The sequence below is a fragment of the Rhodococcus spelaei genome, from assembly GCF_006704125.1.
Lineage (GTDB): Bacteria > Actinomycetota > Actinomycetes > Mycobacteriales > Mycobacteriaceae > Rhodococcus_G > Rhodococcus_G spelaei.
The window spans coordinates 23,070-42,864 of the sequence record NZ_VIGH01000001.1; the positions used below are offsets into that span (position 1 = coordinate 23,070).

At 68.9% G+C, this 19,795-nt stretch carries 15 protein-coding genes; 7 read left to right on the forward strand and 8 right to left on the reverse strand.

Annotation, left to right across the window (positions count from 1 at the left end; translation table 11 throughout):
- Positions 1-17: 17 nt before the first annotated feature.
- On the reverse strand, positions 18-530 hold the full coding sequence (locus tag FK531_RS00105; RefSeq protein ID WP_142095272.1) for an Lrp/AsnC family transcriptional regulator: 513 nt from the start codon (positions 528-530) through the stop codon (positions 18-20).
- A gap of 160 nt (positions 531-690) precedes the next feature.
- On the opposite strand from FK531_RS00105, the gene FK531_RS00110 reads away from it, so the two are divergent.
- On the forward strand, positions 691-4,164 hold the full coding sequence (locus tag FK531_RS00110; protein WP_142094646.1) for an indolepyruvate ferredoxin oxidoreductase family protein: 3,474 nt from the start codon (positions 691-693) through the stop codon (positions 4,162-4,164).
- 84 nt (positions 4,165-4,248) lie between these two features.
- On the opposite strand, the gene FK531_RS00115 is transcribed toward FK531_RS00110, so the two are convergent.
- Positions 4,249-5,808, reverse strand: coding sequence for an AMP-binding protein (locus FK531_RS00115; RefSeq protein ID WP_142094647.1), 1,560 nt, complete (start codon positions 5,806-5,808; stop codon positions 4,249-4,251).
- Positions 5,809-6,044: 236 nt separating this feature from the next.
- On the opposite strand from FK531_RS00115, the gene FK531_RS00120 reads away from it, so the two are divergent.
- Positions 6,045-7,046 (forward strand): oxidoreductase, encoded by a 1,002-nt coding sequence (locus FK531_RS00120; protein WP_246097727.1) that lies wholly within the window; start codon positions 6,045-6,047, stop codon positions 7,044-7,046.
- A 306-nt stretch (positions 7,047-7,352) separates the two neighbouring features.
- Positions 7,353-8,267 (forward strand): amidohydrolase family protein, encoded by a 915-nt coding sequence (locus FK531_RS00125; RefSeq protein WP_142094649.1) that lies wholly within the window; start codon positions 7,353-7,355, stop codon positions 8,265-8,267.
- A gap of 39 nt (positions 8,268-8,306) precedes the next feature.
- Here FK531_RS00125 and FK531_RS00130 read toward each other — a convergent pair whose 3' ends face one another.
- The 3 genes from FK531_RS00130 to ald form a co-directional block, all read right to left on the reverse strand.
- Positions 8,307-8,924 (reverse strand): ribonuclease H family protein, encoded by a 618-nt coding sequence (locus FK531_RS00130; RefSeq protein ID WP_142094650.1) that lies wholly within the window; start codon positions 8,922-8,924, stop codon positions 8,307-8,309.
- Positions 8,925-8,968: 44 nt separating this feature from the next.
- Entirely contained in the window at positions 8,969-9,769 is an 801-nt protein-coding gene (locus FK531_RS00135) for a crotonase/enoyl-CoA hydratase family protein (RefSeq protein WP_142094651.1), read from the reverse strand.
- A gap of 100 nt (positions 9,770-9,869) precedes the next feature.
- Complete coding sequence (gene ald / locus FK531_RS00140) at positions 9,870-10,976, reverse strand: alanine dehydrogenase (protein WP_142094652.1); 1,107 nt, start codon at positions 10,974-10,976, stop codon at positions 9,870-9,872.
- 120 nt (positions 10,977-11,096) lie between these two features.
- Between ald and FK531_RS00145 the strand changes: the two genes are divergently transcribed.
- Positions 11,097-11,612: an Lrp/AsnC family transcriptional regulator gene (locus tag FK531_RS00145; protein WP_142094653.1), complete on the forward strand. Its 516-nt coding sequence runs from the start codon at positions 11,097-11,099 to the stop codon at positions 11,610-11,612.
- A gap of 30 nt (positions 11,613-11,642) precedes the next feature.
- Here the strand turns inward: FK531_RS00145 and FK531_RS00150 are convergent, their stop codons facing one another.
- Both FK531_RS00150 and FK531_RS00155 read right to left on the reverse strand, forming a co-directional pair.
- Positions 11,643-13,427 (reverse strand): cholesterol oxidase substrate-binding domain-containing protein, encoded by a 1,785-nt coding sequence (locus tag FK531_RS00150; protein WP_142094654.1) that lies wholly within the window; start codon positions 13,425-13,427, stop codon positions 11,643-11,645.
- The gene (locus FK531_RS00155) at positions 13,427-14,632 is read right to left on the reverse strand and encodes an RNA-guided endonuclease InsQ/TnpB family protein (protein WP_142094655.1); all 1,206 of its coding nucleotides are present in this window, start codon (positions 14,630-14,632) and stop codon (positions 13,427-13,429) included. The genes FK531_RS00150 and FK531_RS00155 overlap by 1 nt, the downstream gene beginning before the upstream one ends.
- Before the next feature lie 254 nt (positions 14,633-14,886).
- On the opposite strand from FK531_RS00155, the gene FK531_RS00160 reads away from it, so the two are divergent.
- The 3 genes from FK531_RS00160 to FK531_RS00170 all read left to right on the forward strand — a co-directional run bounded on the left by FK531_RS00160 (position 14,887) and on the right by FK531_RS00170 (position 18,983).
- Entirely contained in the window at positions 14,887-17,115 is a 2,229-nt protein-coding gene (locus FK531_RS00160) for an MMPL family transporter (RefSeq protein WP_142094656.1), read from the forward strand.
- Between the two features lie 125 nt (positions 17,116-17,240).
- Complete coding sequence (locus tag FK531_RS00165; protein WP_181762759.1) at positions 17,241-17,882, forward strand: YdcF family protein; 642 nt, start codon at positions 17,241-17,243, stop codon at positions 17,880-17,882.
- Positions 17,883-17,975: 93 nt separating this feature from the next.
- Entirely contained in the window at positions 17,976-18,983 is a 1,008-nt protein-coding gene (locus tag FK531_RS00170; RefSeq protein ID WP_142094657.1) for an NAD(P)H-dependent glycerol-3-phosphate dehydrogenase, read from the forward strand.
- A 63-nt stretch (positions 18,984-19,046) separates the two neighbouring features.
- On the opposite strand, the gene FK531_RS00175 is transcribed toward FK531_RS00170, so the two are convergent.
- Positions 19,047-19,673 (reverse strand): hypothetical protein, encoded by a 627-nt coding sequence (locus tag FK531_RS00175; RefSeq protein WP_142094658.1) that lies wholly within the window; start codon positions 19,671-19,673, stop codon positions 19,047-19,049.
- Positions 19,674-19,795: the final 122 nt, after the last annotated feature.

The window sequence follows — 19,795 nt, forward strand, 5'->3', positions numbered from 1 at the left end:
GGCCCGGGTTCGCGACTTCAGTCCTCCGGCCGGTACGCCGCCGCGGACCTGCCGTGCCCCGCTTCGCGGGTGATGTGATCGATCAGCGGCTGGGTCCGGTACTTGACCGGCGTGGTCAGCGCGAGGGTGGTCGACGTGTGCGCGACCCCGTCCACGCTCAGAATCCCCTCGAGCACGTGCAGGAGTTCCTCGTGCGACGGGGCCGCGATGCGGATCAGCAGGTCCTCGCGACCGGTGGTGGTGTGCACCTCGAGGACCTCGGGGATGGCGCGCAGGTCCTCGATCACCGCCTGCAACCGCCCCTGGACGGTCTCGGCCCCGACGAACGCCTGTACCGGCAGCCCGAGCGTCGGCAGGTCCACCTCGGGGCGATACCCGGCGACCACCCCCGACTCCTCGAGCCGCCGCATCCGGGACGCGATGGTGTTGCGGGCGACGCCGAGCCGGTTGGCGAGATCCATGATCTGGGCGCGCGGATCGTCCGTCAGCTCCTGCACCAACGCTGCGTCGAGCTTGTCGATGCTGATCACCATGCTGACCTCCTTGAAGTGATGCGCATCACAACTAGTCATGATGCCATGCTGTTCATCCAACTGTTGACGCTGCGGGCACCCCGGCCAATCATTGCTGAACCGGACGAAGTGAAATTTCGCCGGTGACACTACAGCGACGTGGAACAGGTGGCCGCAGATGACCGAACTCGCCGATCGCCCCGGTACGTCCGTCACCACCGCCACGACCCCGTACGACCTCCACGACCGCTACCGGCCGGGTACCGGGCCGGTGCTGCTGACCGGCGTCCAGGCCATCGCGCGTCTGCTCGTCGAACAGCACATGCGGGACCTGCGCGCCGGCCGCCGGGTCGCGACGTTCGTCTCCGGCTACCAGGGCAGCCCCCTCGGCGGCGTCGACAAGATGCTGCACGGCATGCCGACGGTCCTCGCGGAGCACGACATCACCTTCGTCCCGGGCCTGAACGAGGAACTCGCAGCCACCTCCGTCTGGGGCAGCCAGGCCGATCTGACCGCGTTCGGCGGCACCGCCACCCACGACGGAGTGGTCGGCGTCTGGTACGGCAAGGGTCCCGGTGTCGACCGCGCCACCGACGCCCTGCGGCACGCCAACATGTACGGCGTCAGCGCCCGCGGCGGCATGCTGCTGCTCGTCGGCGACGACCCGGCCTCCAAGTCGTCCACGGTGCCCGCGGTCAGCGAACGGTCCCTCGCCGCGCTCGGCATCCCGGTCCTGTTCCCCCGCAACGCCACCGAGTTGGTCACGATGGGCATGCACGGCGTCGCCCTGTCCCGCGCGTCCGGCTGTATCGTCGCACTCAAGATCGTCGCCGACCTCGCCGACGGCGCCTGGACCGTCGACGGCACGGTCTCGAACCTCGACATCACCGTCCCCGAAGTCGAGTGGGAGGGGCGGACGTTCACGTACCTGCAGCGGCCGATGTCCGTGCCCACGGACAGCGTGATCGCAGAGGCCGACCTGTACGGCCCGCGTGCCGAGATCGTCCGTAGCTACGGTGCCGCCAACAACCTGGACGTGATCGAGGTCGACCCCGGCTCCGCGCGGATCGGACTGGCTGCCACCGGCACCACCTTCGACTCGCTCCGGCAGGCACTGCTCGACCTCGGTGTCGACGAACAGGCGATGCACCGCGCCGGAATCCGGTTGCTGCGCATCGGAATGCCCACACCGCTCGGCCCCGACCGGGTGCGCGAGTTCGCGGCCGGCCTGGAGCGGATCGTCGTGGTCGAGGACAAGACGGCCTTCCTCGAGACGCAGATCCGTGAGATCCTCTACGGCACCATGGCCGCCCCGCAGATCGTCGGGAAGCGCGACGCCGCCGGACGCCCGCTGATGCCCGTCGACGGCGAACTGACCGCCGGACGCTTGCTCGGCCCGCTGCGCCGCGCGCTCCGGGACGTCGTGGAGCTGAAGAAGCCCCTGCCCCCGCAACTCTCGCTGGAGGTTCTTCCCACCAAGAGGACCCCGTACTTCTGCAGCGGCTGCCCCCACAACCGCTCCACCGCACTGCCGGAGGGCTCGATCGGTGGTGGCGGCATCGGCTGCCACACCATGGTCACCATCTCGAACCGGGACGACAGCAAGGTCACCGGGCTGACGCAGATGGGCGGCGAGGGCAGCCAGTGGATCGGCCAGGCACCCTTCACCGACATTCCGCACCTGTTCCAGAACGTCGGTGACGGCACGTTCTTCCACTCCGGCCAGCTCGCGGTGCAGGCATGCGTGGCCGCGGGGGTGAACATCACCTACAAGCTGCTCTACAACGAGGTCGTCGCGATGACCGGCGCGCAGGACGCCGAGGGCATGCTGACCGTCGCGCAACTGACCCACAAGCTCGCCACCGAGGGTGTCAGGCAGATCGTCATCTGCGCCGACGATCCCAAGCGGCACAACAGGAAGGCGCTCGCGAAGGGCACCATGCTCTGGCACCGCGACCGGCTCGACGAGGCACAGAAGCTGCTGCGCGACATCGCGGGCGTCACCGTGCTGATCTACGACCAGCACTGCGCTGCCGACGCGCGCCGGCAGCGCAAGCGCGGCACGCTCCCGGTGCGGACCACCCGCGTGGTGATCAACGAGGCGGTGTGCGAGGGCTGCGGCGACTGCGGCACCAAGTCCAACTGCCTCTCCGTGCAGCCGGTGGACACCGAGTTCGGGCGCAAGACGCGGATCGACCAGACGTCCTGCAACACCGACTACAGCTGCCTCGACGGCGACTGCCCGTCGTTCGTCACCGTCGAGCAGGTGCCGGGAAAGACCGCACTCCCCAGGAAGTCCCGGCCCGCGCCGCCCGCGGTGGCCGCACCGGACCTGCCGGCGCCGGTCGGTACCCGGAACGTCTTCCTGGCCGGCATCGGCGGTACCGGCATCGTCACCGTGAACCAGGTCCTGGCGACCGCCGCCCTACGCGCGGGCTACGAGGTCGAGTCCCTGGACCAGATCGGGTTGAGCCAGAAGGCCGGTCCCGTGGTCTCTCACCTCCGGTTCTCCACCGGGGCGCTGGAACCGTCGAACCGGCTCACTCCCGGTAGCGCGGACGCGATCATCGCGTTCGACCTGCTGACCGCCGCCGACCCGAAGAACCTCGGCTACGGCGACCCCGTGAGCACCGTCGTCGTGGCCTCGACCAGCAGGACCGCGACCGGGGACATGGTGTACGACAAGACCGTTCACCACCCGGAGGAGCAGCTGCTGCTGGACCGGCTGGGCGCGGTGTCCCGATCGCTCACTTCGTTCGACGCTCTCGCGGCCGCGCAGGAACTGTTCGGCAACACGTCCGCGGCGAACTTCCTGCTGATCGGTGCCGCCGTCCAGGCGGGCGGCCTGCAGTTGCCGGCCGAGGCTATCGAGGAAGCCATCGGCATCAACGGGGTGGCCGTGGACGCAAACGTCGCGGCCTTCCGGTGGGGCCGTGCCGCGATCGCCGACCCGGACGCGTTCCGGTCCGCAACGAGACCCGCCGCCCGCGCGCCGAAGCCGGTGCCCGCATACCTGTTGGCGGGCACCACCTTCGACGGTGAAGTGCGGCGACTGGTGGAGTTGCGGACGGCTCAGCTCGTCGACTTCCAGTCGGAGAAGGTCGCCCGCCGGTACGTCGAGACGGTGCAGCGGGCGTGGGCGGCCGAGCGTGCCGTCACCGATAGCACCGAGTTCAGCGAGGCCGTCGCCCGCGGCCTGTACAAGTTCACCGCATACAAGGACGAGTACGAGGTCGCCAGGCTGCTCGTCGATCCCGACTTCGTCGCGAACGTCCAGGAGCAGGTACCCGGCGGCGCCAACCTCACCTACAAGCTGCACCCTCCGGCTCTCCGCGCGTTGGGCCGCACCAAGAAGATCGGGATCGGACCGAAGTCCCATGTGGCGCTGAAGGTCCTGGCGAAGGGCAAGGTACTGCGCGGCACCAGGTTGGACCCGTTCGGTTACGCCCACGTCCGGAAGGTGGAGCGGGAGCTGCTCGCCCACTACACCGCGACCGTGCGCGACCTGGCGGCCGCGCTGACCTCCGGCTCGTACGACCGTGCCACCGAGATCGCCGGCCTCCCCGATCTGGTCCGCGGCTACGAGTCCGTCAAGCTCGCCAACGTCGAGGTGTACCGGAATCGGCTACGGGAGTTGGGCGTCGACCACTGACCGCCCCCCACCATGGTGATGGGAACCATCGTTCGGTCTGACCGGCTGCTGGTTCCCATCACCCGTGGGGTGAGGCACTCGAAACTACGACCGGTCGGCGGTGGCCGGCGGGGACAGGTAGCGCGCTCGCAGCCGGTGCTTGACGAGCTTCCCGGTGGGAGTGCGAGGCAGCTCGTCGGTGAAGTCGATGCTGACCGGCGCCTTGTAGTGGGCGACCCGACTGCGGACGTGGTCGAGCAGTTCACGTTCCAGCTCCGGACCCGGCTCGTACCCCGACTCGAGTTGCACGACTGCCTTGACCTCCTCCCCCATCTCCTCGTTCGGCACCCCGATCACGGCGGCGTCGAACACCTTGGGGTGCATGGTCAGAACGTTCTCCGACTCCTGCGGGTAGATGTTCACGCCACCGGAGATGATCGTGAACGCGGCCCGGTCGGTCAGGTACAGGAAGCGGTCCTCGTCGAGGTGGCCGATGTCGCCACTGGTGGTCCACGTGGGATGAGCGGGATGCGTCGCCGCCTCGGTCTTGGCCGGGGCGTTGTGGTACTCGAACGGCCGCTCCTCCCGCTCCCACCAGACCGTCCCGGTCTGTCCGGTCGGCACCTCGACACCGAGTTCGTCGCAGATGTGGACGATACCCAACACGCCGTCTCGGCCGACGGATCCGGGCCTCTCGACGGCTTGCGCACTGTCTATGAACGTCGCGCCGGATCCCTCGGTGGAGGCGTAGTACTCGTGGATCACCGGACCCCACCACTCGATCATCGCGCGCTTCACGTCGGGCGGGCACGGCGCGGCCGCGTGCACGGCGACCGTCATGCTGGAGACGTCGTAGCGGTCCCGGACTTCCGTGGGCAGCTTGAGCATTCGCACGAACATGGTCGGCACCCACTGACTGTGCGTGACCCGATACCGCTCGATCAGCGCGAGAGATTCCTCCGCGTCGAAACGGTCCATCAGCACCACGGTGCCGCCGACCGAGGTGATGGTGCCGCAGAACCGCAGTGGCGCTGCGTGATACAGCGGCGCCGGACAGAGGTAGACGGTGTCGGCGTCGAATCCGTACATCGGGGCGAACACCGCCGTGTAGGGATCCATGGTGTCGTGCACCTGGCCGCCCGACAGTTTCGGCTTGATGCCCTTGGGACGGCCGGTGGTGCCGGACGAGTACAGCATGTCCTGCCCGCGGGGCTGGTCCGCGAGTGGGGACGCGTCGAACTGCGCGATCGCCTGGTCGTAGTCGTCGAAGCCGTCCAGCGTGCCCCCGAACGCGAGCCGATGGCTGACGCGCGGGAAGGCGCCGGGCGTCAGATCGATCGCGGCGGCGGCATCCGCGGCGACCACCAGCACGGACGCACCGCAGTCGTCGACGACGTACGCCGCCTCGGCCGGCGTCAGGTGCCAGTTCACCACGGTGATGTACAGCCCGGACCGCAGTGCCGCCCAGTACACCTCCATCACCCGCAGGTCGTTCCCCGAGATCAGGGCGAGATGGTCACCGGGCCGGGCACCGACCGCGCGGAGGTACTTCGCCAGGCGGGTCGAGCGCTCGTCGAGCTCCCGGTAGGTCAGCTGCTCACCGGTGGCGGGTCGAATGATTGCCGGTTTGTCCGGCGTGCTGGCTGCGAAGTTCCCCACGTACACGAAGCGACCTCCTGAAGTGAACGTCAATTCACACCGTTCATACCTCAGAAGGCTGTCGCGTGAAGCAGATTCGCCCCATTCGTGACCTTTGCTCACGAGTCAGCGGGATGCCGGCTCAGAAGCAGGCCGGGTCGACTTCCAGCAGCGTCCGGTCCGACCCCGATCTGCTCGCGACGCACTACGCGGAACTCGCGCGGGGATGTTGGGCGGTCGGGCAACCGCATAGTCTGCACAGGGTGACCCTCACCTTCTCCGCCCTCGTCGCCCGTGAAGCCGACGGGGCGATAACGCTGGCCCGGGAATCCCTCGACGAGACCGGACTGCCGCCCGGCGAAGTGCTGATCCGCGTCGACTGGTCGAGCGTGAACTACAAGGACGCCCTCGCCGTCACCCCGCGCGGCGGCGTCGTGCGCGAGTACCCGATCGTGCCGGGCATCGACATCGCCGGCGAGGTCGTTGCCTCGGAGTCACCCGACTTCGCGCCGGGCGACCCGGTCGTCGCGCACGGCTACGACATCGGCACCGCGCGGCACGGCGGTTACGCCGAGTACGCGCGCGTGCCCGCGGACCAGGTGGTGGTCCTGTCGGGCCTGACACCGCGGGAGGCCGCCACGGTCGGGACGGCCGGATTCACCGCCGCGATGAGCGTGCAGGCGCTCGTCGACCGGGGGCTGACGCCCGCAGACGGCCCGGTGCTGGTGACCGGGGCGTCCGGTGGTGTCGGCAGCGTCAGCGTCGATCTGCTCGCCGCCGCCGGGTTCGAGGTGGTCGCGTCCACCGGCAAGCCGGAGGCCCACGCGCTGCTCACGTCGCTCGGCGCAGCTCAGGTGATCGGCCGACTGCCCGTCGACCCGGACGCGAAACCCCGACCGCTGGGCAAGGCGCAGTGGGCGGCCGCGGTCGACTGCGTCGGCGGCGCGACGCTGGCCGACGTGCTCAGCACGGTGCAGTACGGCGGCGCGGTCGCTGCCAGCGGCCTCACCGGCGGTGCCGCCCTACACACGACGGTGATGCCGTTCATCCTGCGTGGCGTCGACCTGCTCGGCATCGACTCCGTCCAATTGCCGATCGACCGCCGCCGCGCACTGTGGCAGCGGATCGCCACCGACCTGCGGCCGCGGCACCTGGACGCCCTCACCACTGAGGTCATGGTCCGGGACGTCGTGTCCGTGCTGGACCGGATCCGCGGCGGCGGCCAGTCCGGCCGCACCGTCGTCCGCGTCGCCGACGGCTTCTGACCCCCCCGGACCGCGTGAACGGACCGTTCGGGTTCGTAGAAGACCTGAACGGTCCGTTCACGCGACAGATGACGGGCCCGTCAGCTGCCGAACGGAAGGGTGCCCGGCGGGATCTGGTAGCCGCTGCTGCCGGCGGCGACGGTTCCGGTCGCTCCGAGAATCGCGTTGATCACGGTGGTGAGCATGGACGTCCTTTCGTCGTGACGGGCGATCCGGAGTGAACGGACCGTCCATCACGGTATTCACGCCAGCCGCGGATGTCGACCGTCCGCCGGACACTGGCAGCCACATGACAGGGTGGACAACATGTGCGAAAACCCCGAAGCGGAAATCCGGGACGACGACCGCCACGCCGACGTCGATGCGGTCACTCGGTTCCGCGCGGACCACCACCTCGACCACATCGTCGACGTGCACACGCATTTCATGCCGAAGCGGGTCATGGACAAGGTGTGGTCGTATTTCGACTCGGCGGGCCCGCTCACCGGGGTCGAGTGGCCGATCCGGTACCGGCACGACGAGGACGTCAGGCTCGACCGGCTGCGCTCCTACGGCGTGCGCGCGTTCACGTCGATGATCTACCCGCACAAGCCGGACATGGCGGCCTGGCTCAACCAGTGGTCGGTCGAGTTCGCCGCGCGCAACCCGGACTGCCTGCACACCTCCACCTTCTACCCCGAACCCGGCGCCACCGAGTACGTCCGGACCTCCCTCGAAGCCGGGACCCGAGTGTTCAAGTCGCACATCCAGGTCGGCGACTACGACCCCAACGATCCACAGCTCGACGGGGTGTGGGGCCTGCTCGAGGACACCGGCACCCCGATCGTCATCCATTGCGGCTCCGGCCCGGCGCCGGGCCGGTTCACCGGGCCCGCACCCATCGCCGCCCTGCTGGCCCGGTTTCCGCGACTGCGCCTGGTCATCGCGCACATGGGCATGCCCGAGTACACCGAATTCCTCGACCTCGCACAGCAATACGACCGCCTGCTGTTGGACACCACGATGGCCTTCACCGACTTCATCGGCGAGGCTGCTCCGCTGCGGCCGGCCGACCTGCCGGCGCTGCGCGACCTCGGGGACCGGATCCTGTTCGGCAGCGACTTCCCGAACATCCCCTATCCGTATGCGCACGCGCTCGAGGCGGTCGCGCGACTCGGGCTCGGCGACGACTGGGTGCGCGGGGTGTGCCGCGACAACGCCGTCCGACTGTTCGACCTCTGACCGTTCGCCTCGAACCGGTGCGGGTCAGAACAGTGCGGGTCAGAACAGGGTCAGCGAATCGTCCGGTGCGGGCAGGTCGAAGAGGGCCGGTTGCGCGGCGGCGGCAGCCCTGGCCGTGGGGCGTTCGACCCTCGTGACGGTCCGCGCGACGCTCTTGGCGCGCGAGACGGTCTTCGCCGGCGTCTCTGCCCCGGTCACCGACGCCACCGGGGCCGGAGCGGGCGCGCCCGCCGCAACCGCGCGGGCCGCCTCGCCGGCGAGCTTGTCCGCTTCCTCGTTGTAATGATTGCCGACATGGCCACGGACCCAACGGAACCGCACCGGGCCGGGTCGCTCGCCGAGCGCCTCGTCGATTCCACGGACGAGGTCGATGTTCTTGACCGGCTCGCCGGACGCCGTCCGCCAGCCCTTGCGCTTCCAGCCGGACACCCATTCGGAGGCACACTTGATCGCGTACTGCGAGTCCGACTCGATCACCATCGGCTCGGATCCGGGGTGCGCCCTGATCGCCTCGAGCACAGCTCGCAACTCGGCAACCTGATTGGTTCCCGACGGTTCACCACCCGACTGGCTGGGGCCGGTGTGATTGACCCACGCCCAGCCGATCGCGCCACCGGGATTGCGCAGGCAGGAGCCGTCTGTGCTGACGATGATCACGTTGGGACACTCTACGGTGAGACGCCGACAAAGGCGTACCTGCGCTACTCGCCGATGAAGCCCGGGACCCGTTTCTCGAGCATCGCGGCGACCGCCTCCTGATGGTCGCGGGTGTGATGCGCGAGGGCCTGCATGGAGGCGGACAGTTCCAGCAGCGATTCGAGGCTCTGATGCTGTCCCTCGCGGAGCAGCTTCTTGGTCATCCGCAACGCCTGCGGAGGGTTCAGTGCGACTCGGCGGGCGAGCTCGTGCGCCGCCTCGAGCAGCTGGTCGGGCTCGACGACCCGGGACACCAGACCCCACTCCAGCGCGGTGGCCGCGTCGATCGAGTCGCCGGTGAACGCCATCTCCGCGGCCCGCGCCAGCCCGACCGCCCGGGGCAGCAACCAGGCGCCGCCGTCACCGGGGATGATGCCGAGCTTGACGAAGCTCTCCGCGAACGTCGCCGCCGTGGATGCGATCCGCATGTCGCACATCAACGCCAGGTCGCAGCCCGCCCCGACCGCGGGCCCGTTCACCGCCGCGATCACCGGCACCTCGCAGTGGTAGAGCGCCCGAGGGATGCGCTGGATGCCCTGCCGGTAGCCGTCGCGCAGCTCCGCGGGCGCGCCGCCGAACATGCCGACGCGATCGCGCATGTGCTTGACGTTGCCGCCCGACGAGAACGCGGGCCCGTTCGCCGTCAGCACCACCACCCGGGCGGTCCGGTCGACGTTCACGTCCGCGATCGCGCGCTCGAATGCCTCGACCATGTCGGGATCGGAGATCACGTTGCGGGTGTCGGGTCGGTTCAGCGTCCAGGTGACGATGTCGCCGTCCCGCCGGACCTCGATCGCGTCGCTCATGCGGGGCTCCTTCCGGTCGCGCCCAGCGTATGCGCATCGCGCAGTGGTGCGGATACGGAGTGCCCACGCTCCCTATCCGCACCACTGCGGCGGAGCCGTCTCAGCCGGCCAGTGCGCTGGCCAGGTAGCCGTGCGCCTCGGCCACCGATCGGGACAGCACCGCCCCGTCATGGGTGCTCAACCCGGCGGCCAGCGACCGGTCCGCGGCGGTGGCCCGACGCCAGCCCAGGTCGGCCAGCTCGAGCACGTACGGCAGGGTCGCGTTGGTGAGCGCGTACGTCGAGGTTCGCGGCACCGCGCCCGGCATGTTCGCCACGCAGTAGAACACCGAATCATGTACTCGGTAAGTCGGTTCCGCGTGCGTGGTCGGCCGCGAGTCCGCGAAGCAGCCACCCTGGTCGATCGCGACGTCCACCAGCACCGAGCCCGGTCGCATCCGGGAGACGAGCTCGTTCGACACCAACTCGGGGGCCCGCGCCCCGGGAATCAGCACCGCACCGATGACGAGGTCCGCACCCAGCACGGCCTGCTCCACCTCGAGGCTGTTCGACGCGATGGTCCGCACCTGCCCGCCGTACCGGGCGTCGATCTCGCGCAACCGGGCCGGGTTCAGGTCGAGCACCGTGACCTCGGCGTGCATCCCGACCGCGACGGCGGCCGCGTTCTGACCGGCGACACCGCCCCCGAGGATCACCACCCCGGCCGGCCGCACCCCGGGGACGCCGCCCATCAGGACGCCGCGCCCCCCACAGTTGCTCATCAGGTGGTAGGCGCCGACCTGCGGGGCGAGTCGCCCCGCGACCTCGCTCATCGGCGCCAGCAGCGGTAGCGACCCGTCCGCGGCCTGGACCGTCTCGTAGGCAATGGCCGTCGTGCCCGAGTCGATCAGCGCGTCGGTGCATGCTCGCGAGGCCGCGAGATGCAGGTACGTGAACAGCACCTGATCGCGGCGCAGGTGCGAATACTCCTCGGCAACCGGCTCTTTCACTTTCAGCAACAGGTCCGCCGCCGCCCACACGTCGGCGGCGTCGGCGAGGATCTGCCCACCCGCCGCGCGGTAGTCCTCGTCACCGAAGGACGAGTCCACGCCGGCCCTCTCCTCGACGAGCACCTCGTGCCCCCGTGCCACGAGCTCGTGCACGCCGGCCGGCGTGACGGCGACGCGGTACTCGTAGGGCTTGACCTCGCGGGGGATTCCGATCCTCATGTCGCGTCCTCGGGTCTCGGCGCGGATCGACGCGGACGTGCCGATCCGCTCTACTGACGATTATGAATTCGCAGCGCAATGACGCCTAGATGGCCGTTGAAAATTCTCTAGACTCGATCCATGACCCGGAAAAGTTCGGAGGATGGGTCCCGTGGTCCCGCTCGATCGAACGATGTTCGGCGGGCGCGTCTGGACGAGACCGATCACGTGCTGCTCGCACAGCTCACCCGCGACGCCCGCACCCCCAACAACGCGCTGGCCGAGATGGCCGGGATCGCGCCGTCGACCTGTCTGGCCCGGGTGCGTTCGCTCGTCGAACGCGGCGTGATCCGCGGATTTCACGCCGACGTCGATCCCGCCGCGCTCGGTCGCGACCTCGAGGCGATGATCTCCGTCCGACTGCGCGCCGACGCCCGGCCACACATGGCTCAGTTCGCCGAGCGGATGTCGATCGTCCCCGAGGTACTCGACGTCTACTTCATCGCCGGCGCCGACGACTACCTCCTGCACGTGGCGATGCGCGACACCGCCGCCCTGCGCGACTTCGTGCTCGACCACCTGTCCGCGCGGCCCGAAGTCGCTGCGACGGAGACCATCCTGGTGTTCGAGCACATCCGGCCGCGCTCCGGCAGCTGAGTCGCCAACCGCCGGAGCACTGCGCCTCGACTACGGAAGCAGCTTGTCCAGCAACGGGTTCGAGAAGATCCGGTGCGGATCGTGGGCGTTGAACGCCGCCCGGGCCGAGTCCCAGTTGTCGCCTGCGGGCACACCGGCCCGGTACGTCTGCGGAATCACCGTCTCGATGGTCTCGTCGTCGACGAAACCCGCCTTGTCGGTGAACGCCCAGCCCTTCGACCACTCGGGCCGGAAGGTCGCGTAGTCGCCGCTGTAGTTGGACCGCATGAACTGTTCGACCTCACGGAAGTAGGCCGCCTGACCCGGTGTGCCCGGCGCGCCGACGACGTTCATCCAGATCGCGGTGTCCCACTCGGGATGGTCGGGCCGCGGACGCAGCGCCGAGATGACCGGCCCACCAGCGGATTCCACCATCACCTCGGACTGGTCGTCCAGCCCGCACAGTCGCACCTCGAACGGACCGTTGATCGGGTACTGCCCCTTCGCCTGCAGTTCCTTCTGCCGCCTGTCGTGCCACGTGGTGAACTCGTTGATCACCCTCGCGATGTTGGAACGCTTGGTGATCACCACCCCGCCCGCGGCGGTCATCCGCGCCGTCGTGGCCCGCAGGTAGAACATCACGTCCTTGGACCAACCCCACAGGTCCGCGCCGTTCGTGGCCGCCAGTCCCGCCTGGAAGACACCCAGCTGGGCCTGACCGAACAGCGGGGTGGCCGCACCGACGCCGCCGAGGATCTGAGCGAGCAGATCGGTGACCGGCTTCGGAATCGAGTCGGCATAGGGGTAGTTGTAGGGTCCGGTCACCTCGCGTGACTTCGGAGGCTTGGTCGGGGTTGGGGTCCACACCTTGAGAAGCGGGGTGTCGGTGAAGGGAAACCAGATCGCCTCGACACGGCCGGACTTCGCGATGTAGCTCTCGAATGTGCGGCCGGGCGAGCCCGGCGGGGCGAACAGTTCCTGCCAGGGGATGTCCACGAACGACTGGCAGCGCATCCGGTAGTTCGCCCCTGCCTGCAGCGTCACAGACGTGACGAACGTGCGGCCGAGATGGGTGAGCAGCGGCCGGATCTCGGGATCCGAGCGCAGGAAGTCCCGCTGCACGTACGCGCCCTCGGCGTCGTCCCACACCACTGCGGACAGAGCGGTGATCAGGTTGCTCAGCGACCCGAACGACGCACCCGGGACGGATGTCTCGTTGTCGGCGGACAGCGTGGCGCCGTGCGCGTTGATTGCCAGGACCCCGGCGATGGTCAACTCGCCGATGGCGGGCGAGTTCGCGAAACCCAGGCCGTGGTCCTGCAGTTCACTCAGCACCGCGCCGAGCATCGCGCCCGGGGCGGCCGTGACGGTGGAGTGGCCGGCTTCCGGCGAGTTGTGCACGGTGATCGAGTTCATCCGGGTGACGGTGTCGACCAGGACGACGCGGTCGATGTTCTGACCCGGCACCAACGTCAACGGGCTCCAGCCGTGCATCGAGCCCCGGGGGCGCAGACGGTAGCCGTTGGCGTGCGCCCAGTTGGCCAGCCTGACCACGTCACCCGCGTCGCGGGGCGTGCACGTCCACACCTCGTCGAAGACGATTTCCCGCACCCAGTTCTCGTATCCCTGCTGGAACAGCGCGATGCCGTCGGGGAAACCCGGCGGAACGGGCAGCGTGGCGCGCGGGTCGGAGGAGGACAGCGCCTGCGCCGGCGTCCACGCCAGTCCGGTCAGCGCGGTCGCGCCCGCTGCGGCGAGAAAGCCCCGCCGGGAGAGATTCTGAGCATTGACATCCTCCCCGCCGTGAACGGCCAGGATTCCTACGCGTCGCAGCATCACACTGCCTCCGTTCGGTGGGTTCCTGCTTCAACGCTGACCGCTCCGGCAAGCCGGAGTCTGACATCTGCTCCACAGGCGTTTAGCGACTCCGCCAGCCCGGCGGCGTCGAGAATGTTCACTGCCGCGTTGTAGTCGCGGTCGAGATGCGCACCGCACCCGCATGTCCAGGCGCGGACGTGCAGCGGCTTCTTGTCCCCGACCACCCCGCATTGAGAGCAGGCGCGGGTCGAGGGGAACCAGCGGTCGATCTTGGTGACCGTCCGACCGCAGCGGTCGGCTTTCTCTTCGAGCAGTCGGACGAGGGTGGCCCATCCGGCATCGTGCACAGACTTCGCCAGCCGGGTTCGTGCGAGCCCGGAGACGGCGAGGTCTTCGACTGCGATCACTTGGTTGTCGTGAACGAGTCGGTGCGCGAGTTTGTGGTGATGGTCGAGACGGGTTTCCCTCACCTTGCGGTGCAGGACCGCCAGCCGGTGGCGGGCCTTACCCCGGTTCTTCGAGCCTTTCTCCTTGCGGGCCAACGCCCTCTGCCCGCGGGCGATACGCCTTTCCGCCGCCCGCAGGTGGCGGGGTGCGGGGATCTTCTCCCGGGTTCCGTCCGATCGGACGATCACCGCCAGATCGGTGAGGCCCAAGTCAATACCGGCGACCGTCGAGCTCGGGGTGAGCGGAGTTTCGAGGACCTCAACGACGAAGGAGACGAAATACCGGCCATCGGCCTCCCGGACGACGGTGGCGGAGGACGGGGCGGACGGCAGGTTCCGGGACCATTCGAGTTTGACGTCACCGATCTTCGCCAACCGCACACCCCGGTCGGTGACCCCGAACCCGTTGCGGGTGAGGCGGATCGACTGCCGATTGTCCTTACGGGACCGGAACCTCGGTTCCCCGACCCGCCGGCCCTTCCGTTTCCCGGCGACTGAATCGAAGAAGTTTCGATAGGCGCGGCGCGCGTCCTGACAGGCCTGCACCAACGCCACCGACGCCACCTCGCCCAACCATGCCCGTTCGGGGGTGGCCTTGGCGAGCGTGACCACGAGGCGTTGCACCTCGGTGTCCGTGATCTTCACCCCGGCCGTGCGAGCGTCCTGCCGGGCCTGGAGCGCGTCGTTGAAAACCACCCGAACGCACCCCAACGTCCGGGCCAGCATCATCTGCTGGTCACCGGTCGGGTAGGCGCGGTAGCGGTAGCGAACGATCACGAACCACACACTCCCATCACGGTCCGACATCCGCGGCACCCCAACACCTGACCGGCTATCCCGACCGTGACAACCGGGCATGCGCCGAGAAATCTCAGTCATGCGGGACAACTTAGAGCATTTCCGAGGCCACTGGCATCGAAATGCGCTCGATTCGGGAAGCCACCACGCCGACCGCGCGCGGCGGGCCGCCGACGCATGGTGTACTGGACCGCATTGGCGTTGCCCGAACCGCGCATTCGGATGGAGACCCGATGACCGACACGGACCTCGACACCGAACCTGCCCCCGCCGGGCCCCCGTCCGTCCGACGGAGTTGGCCGGTGTACGTCGTCATCGCGCTCGCGGCGGTCGCCTTCCTCGCCGGACTCGCCGGTGGCTCGTTCCAGGGCAAGCTGAGCGAGGTCCAGAAGAACGACAACGCCTCGTACCTACCCAGTTCCGCCGAGTCGACGGTCGTCGCCGACGAGTCCGCACGGTTCGTGACCGTGACGACCGTGCCCGGCTTCGTCGTCTATCACCGCGACACCCCCTTGACGGCCGAGGACAAGGCCTCGATCGCCCGGGCCCGCGAGGCCATCGCGGCGGTCGACGGCGTCGACAAGTCCGGCATGACCCCCACCCAGTACTCCGCGGACGGCACCGCGGCCTCGCAGTACGTGCCACTCGTGGCCAAATCGGACGGGACCGACGTCCAGGGCGACGTGCTGGCACAGAACGAACAGAACGTGATGGACGCCGCAAAGTCCGCCGCGACAAGCGAACTCGAGGTTCTGCCTGCCGGACCGGGCGGGCTGCTCGTGGCGTTCATCGATGCCTTCCAGGGACTCGACGGCGCCCTGCTCGGCGCCGCCGTGCTCGTGGTGATCGCGATCCTGCTCGTCGTCTACCGCTCTCCCGTGCTGTGGTTCTTCCCGCTGTTGTCCGCGGTCCTCGCTCTCGGGTTGTCGTCGATGGTCATCTACGCGCTCGCGAAGGCGGACCTGCTGACACTGACCGGACAGAGCCAGGGCATCCTGTCGGTGCTCGTTCTCGGCGCCGGCACCGACTACGCACTGCTCCTGATCTCGCGGTACCGGGAGGAGTTGCACGCCTACCCGAACCGGTTCGACGCGATGATCCGGGCCTGGCGCGAATCCGCACCCGCGATCAGCGCCTCCGCGCTCACCGTGATCCTGGGCCTGCTGTGTCTGAGTTTCTCCGAGCTCAACTCGAACAAGAGCCTGGGACCGGTCGCGGCAATCGGCATCGGCTGCACCTACCTGGTCATGATGACCTTCCTTCCGGTGTTCCTGGCGATCGCCGGCCGCTGGGTGTTCTGGCCGCGCATCCCGCGCGTCGACCACGCCGCGGACCTGGCCACGCACGGGCTCTGGGGCCGGATCGCGGCGGCGGTCGGGCGACGCAATCGCCCGGCCTGGATCGGCGCGACGGCACTGTTGATCGTGTTGTTCGCGGTCGGCATCGGCAGCCTGCAGACCACCGGACTGACCAACACCGAGAACTTCACCAACAACCCCGACGCGGTCCAGGGGCAGCAGATCTACGACGCGAAGTTCAATCCCGGTACCGGCGCACCGGCGGTGATCACCACCAATGCCGATCGGGTGGACGAGGTGATCGCCGTCGCGAGCACGGTGCCCGGGGTGGCGACAGAACCCGGGTCGGTATGCCTGCAGGTGGACTACGCCAAACTGGCAGAGCTCGCCAAACTGGGCACCACACCGGGCACCGGGGGACCCGAGAGTGGCTGCCCACCAGCGATACTGACGGTCCAACCGATCGACGGGCGCACTGTCGTCAATGCCACCCTCGCCGACTCCTACGACTCGCCGCAGGCACTCGACACGGTCACACGCCTGCGCGAGGCCGTGCACGCCGTTCCCGGGGCCGACGCACTGGTCGGTGGCAGCTCGGCCACCACTGTGGACGTACAGGCCGCATCGGTGCGCGACCGGAACCTCATCATCCCGATCGTGCTCGCGGTCATCTTCGTGGTCCTGGCGGTGTTGCTGCGCGCCCTGCTCGCGCCGCTGATCCTGATCGCGACAGTGGTCCTCTCCTTCGCCGCGACGCTCGGCGTGTGCGGGTTCTTCTTCACCCACGTCTTCCATTTCGCGGGCGCCGATCAGGCATTCCCGTTGTTCGCGTTCGTGTTCCTCGTCGCCCTCGGCATCGACTACAACATCTTCCTGATGACCAGGGTCCGCGAGGAGTCGCTCACCCACGGCACCCGTACCGGTGTGCTGCGGGGGCTGGCGGTCACCGGGGGTGTGATCACCTCGGCGGGCGTGGTCCTCGCCGCCACCTTCGCGGTGCTCGGCGTGCTCCCGCTGGTGTTCCTCGCCGAGATCGGCTTCGCGGTGGCGTTCGGCGTCCTGCTCGACACGATCGTGGTGCGCAGCGTGCTGGTCCCCGCGCTCTCGCACGACATCGGTCGCGCGATCTGGTGGCCGTCGGCGCTGGCTCGCGCCGCGGACTGAAGCCGCGCGTCGGACCTTCCGACACGTCGAACAATTCGTAAGCCGAGCGAGATTGCGATCGCTGCGGCACACTCGACTGCGGTTGTCACCATTCCTGGAGGATCGTCCGCTCGAGAAGGAGTGCCATGCCGTTGTATTCGCGATCGCTACGTCCGCGCCGGATCATTGCCGCCGCTCTCCTCGCGGCCGCCGCCGGGGCCGCACTGCCCGCCACGGCGAGCGCCGACGTCACTCCGACCACGCTCGTGAACGGCGTGCTGTCGACCGTCGGCGGGTGCCAGACGCCGTTCCGCGAGGTGATCCTCACCTGCACCCGGTTCGAGACCCTGACCACCCAGTACCCGGTGGTCCTCGACCTGAACCCGTTCGGCACCAACATCGTCGCGCTCGGCGCGGGACTACTCCCCGACGGGACGATGCGGCCGTTGCTCGTGTCCCGCCTGCAGGCGACCCTCCAGGTTGCCAATCGCTACCCGCTCTCCCCGATCATCGTCAGCGGGGGCGTGCCGCAGAACGGGATCACCGAGTCCCGCGCGATGCGGGACTGGCTGATCGCACACGGGATTCCCCCGTTCCGGATCACCGAGGAGTACACCTCACGCTCGACCGTCGAGAACGCGCAGAACACCAACGCGATCCTCGCCCAACGTGGCGCCACCAGCGCGGTGGTCGTGACCTCGCCCGACCATCTGCAGCGCGCCATGGTGGACTTCCGCGTCGCGGTCGGCGGGCGCATCCCGATCGCGGGTGTCGTCGCACCGTTCTGATTTCAGTTCGCGGGATTCCGCACCGGATCGGCTGCCGTGGTGGAAATCTGAAGCCATGACGGCACATGTCGATCGCACGCAGGGTGTTCGCTGATGGCGCGGCCGGTGCGGGTGGTGGTGCTGGGCGCGGGATCGTGGGGAACCACGGTGGCCGGCCTGGCCGCACACAACACCCCGACCCTGTTGTGGTCCAGGAGTTCGGCGGCCGCGGAGGAGATCAACACCGAACGTCGCAATTCGCGCTACCTCGGCGACCGCGAGTTGCCCGCCGGTCTGCGGGCGACCGACGACCTCGTCGAGGCCGCCAGGGAGGCGGATGTCCTCGTCGTCGGTGTGCCGTCACACGCCGTCCGAAGCACACTGACCGAGATCAGCAACGAGGTCCGGGCCTGGGTGCCCGTCCTGTCCCTGGCGAAGGGACTCGAGCCCGGTACGCGGCAGCGACCCACCGAGGTGATCGCCGAATGCCTGCCCGGCCACCCCGTCGGTCTATTGGCCGGCCCCAACATCGCCAAGGAGATCGCCGACGGCATGGCCGCCGCGGCGGTCGTCGCGACACAGGACGATCGGGTGGCCAGCGCCCTGCAACCGTTGTTCGCCTCCAGGGTCTTCCGTGTCTACCGCAACACCGACGTACTCGGCTGCGAGCTCGGCGGGGTGCTCAAGAACATCGTCGCGATCGCGTCGGGCATGGCCGACGGCCTGGGCGTGGGCGACAACACCCGGGCCATGGTGCTCGCGCGCGGGCTCGCCGAGATGACCCGGCTGGGCGAGACGATGGGCGCGGACCCGCGCACGTTCGCCGGGCTCACCGGCGTCGGCGACCTCATCGCCACCTGTATGAGCCCCGCCTCGCGCAATCGTCGGGTCGGTGAGGCCCTGGCCCGAGGATTGACCGTCGACCAGGCGGTCGCCGAACTGGGCCAGGTCGCCGAGGGGGTCAAGACCGCGCCGACGGTGATGGAACTCGCCCGCGACTTCGACGTGGAGATGCCGATCGCGGCCGAGGTCGAGGCCGTCGTCGCCGGTCGACGCACGCCCGCGGACGCCTACCGCGGACTGCGGAAGGTCGCCCCCGGGGACGAGCACGACATGGCGTGAGCGGCACGGGCCGCCCGGGAATGCCCGGGCGGCCCCTGTCGACATGCGTCGACTGTGCCGGGATCAGCTGCTTCCGAAGCTGGGGGTGACAGATCCGACGAGGTTGAACTTGACGCCCATCGCCGGCCACTGCTGCTCGGGCAATCCCGCCACGTCGATGGCGAGGCCGCTGTCGAAGATGCCGGTGCTGACGCCGACGGACTTCACCGAGTAGGTGACGTCGAAGGTGACGGTCTTGTTGCCGATCGCCGAGACCACCCAGCCGGCCGCATTGCTCACTGCGACGCCGGCGTTCGCGGACGCGGTCGCCGTGACGGACTCGGAGGTCATCGCGCCGTTCTGCCAGGACGTCACCTTGGCGGAGCCCTCGACGTAGACGAGGGCGACCGGATTGAGGTCGACGATCTTGGTGATGAGCCGGTCCGGACCGGAGGTGGCCGAGATGGTGGTCCGATAGGTCACCTGGCCGGTGGCCGCAATCTGATTGCTCCCGACGATCGCCTTGGTCACGACGAGGTTGTCGACGGTCACCGTGGCCGAGGCGGGCACATCCGGCGCACTCGCCGTGGAGCCGAGGTCCGACAGAATCGAAGCGGCCGAGGCAGTGGCCGCTCCGGTCGCGAAGCTACCGGCGAGCAGGGCCGTGGCGGCGGCGACGGATGCGGCGCGGCGCATCGTGGTACGGGACATGCAGAATCTCCATTCACTGGGGTGGCCACGCGACGCCCGGTAGCCCCGACTCCCGGACGCGCGTCGCGTCATCGTATGGACGCGCGCGCTGTTCCGTGCGTGAATCGAATAATTCTGCAGTG

Bases quoted from the DNA above. Each gene is read 5' to 3' on its own strand.
- FK531_RS00160 (WP_142094656.1), top strand. From the start codon at position 14,887: ATGACCGACACGGACCTCGACACCGAACCTGCCCCCGCCGGGCCCCCG.
- FK531_RS00145 (WP_142094653.1), top strand. From the start codon at position 11,097: ATGACCCGGAAAAGTTCGGAGGATGGGTCCCGTGGTCCCGCTCGATCG.
- FK531_RS00165 (WP_181762759.1), top strand. From the start codon at position 17,241: ATGCCGTTGTATTCGCGATCGCTACGTCCGCGCCGGATCATTGCCGCC.
- FK531_RS00150 (WP_142094654.1), bottom strand. From the start codon at position 13,427: ATGCTGCGACGCGTAGGAATCCTGGCCGTTCACGGCGGGGAGGATGTC.
- FK531_RS00110 (WP_142094646.1), top strand. From the start codon at position 691: ATGACCGAACTCGCCGATCGCCCCGGTACGTCCGTCACCACCGCCACG.
- FK531_RS00175 (WP_142094658.1), bottom strand. From the start codon at position 19,673: ATGTCCCGTACCACGATGCGCCGCGCCGCATCCGTCGCCGCCGCCACG.
- FK531_RS00125 (WP_142094649.1), top strand. From the start codon at position 7,353: ATGTGCGAAAACCCCGAAGCGGAAATCCGGGACGACGACCGCCACGCC.
- FK531_RS00170 (WP_142094657.1), top strand. From the start codon at position 17,976: ATGGCGCGGCCGGTGCGGGTGGTGGTGCTGGGCGCGGGATCGTGGGGA.
- FK531_RS00135 (WP_142094651.1), bottom strand. From the start codon at position 9,769: ATGAGCGACGCGATCGAGGTCCGGCGGGACGGCGACATCGTCACCTGG.
- ald (WP_142094652.1), bottom strand. From the start codon at position 10,976: ATGAGGATCGGAATCCCCCGCGAGGTCAAGCCCTACGAGTACCGCGTC.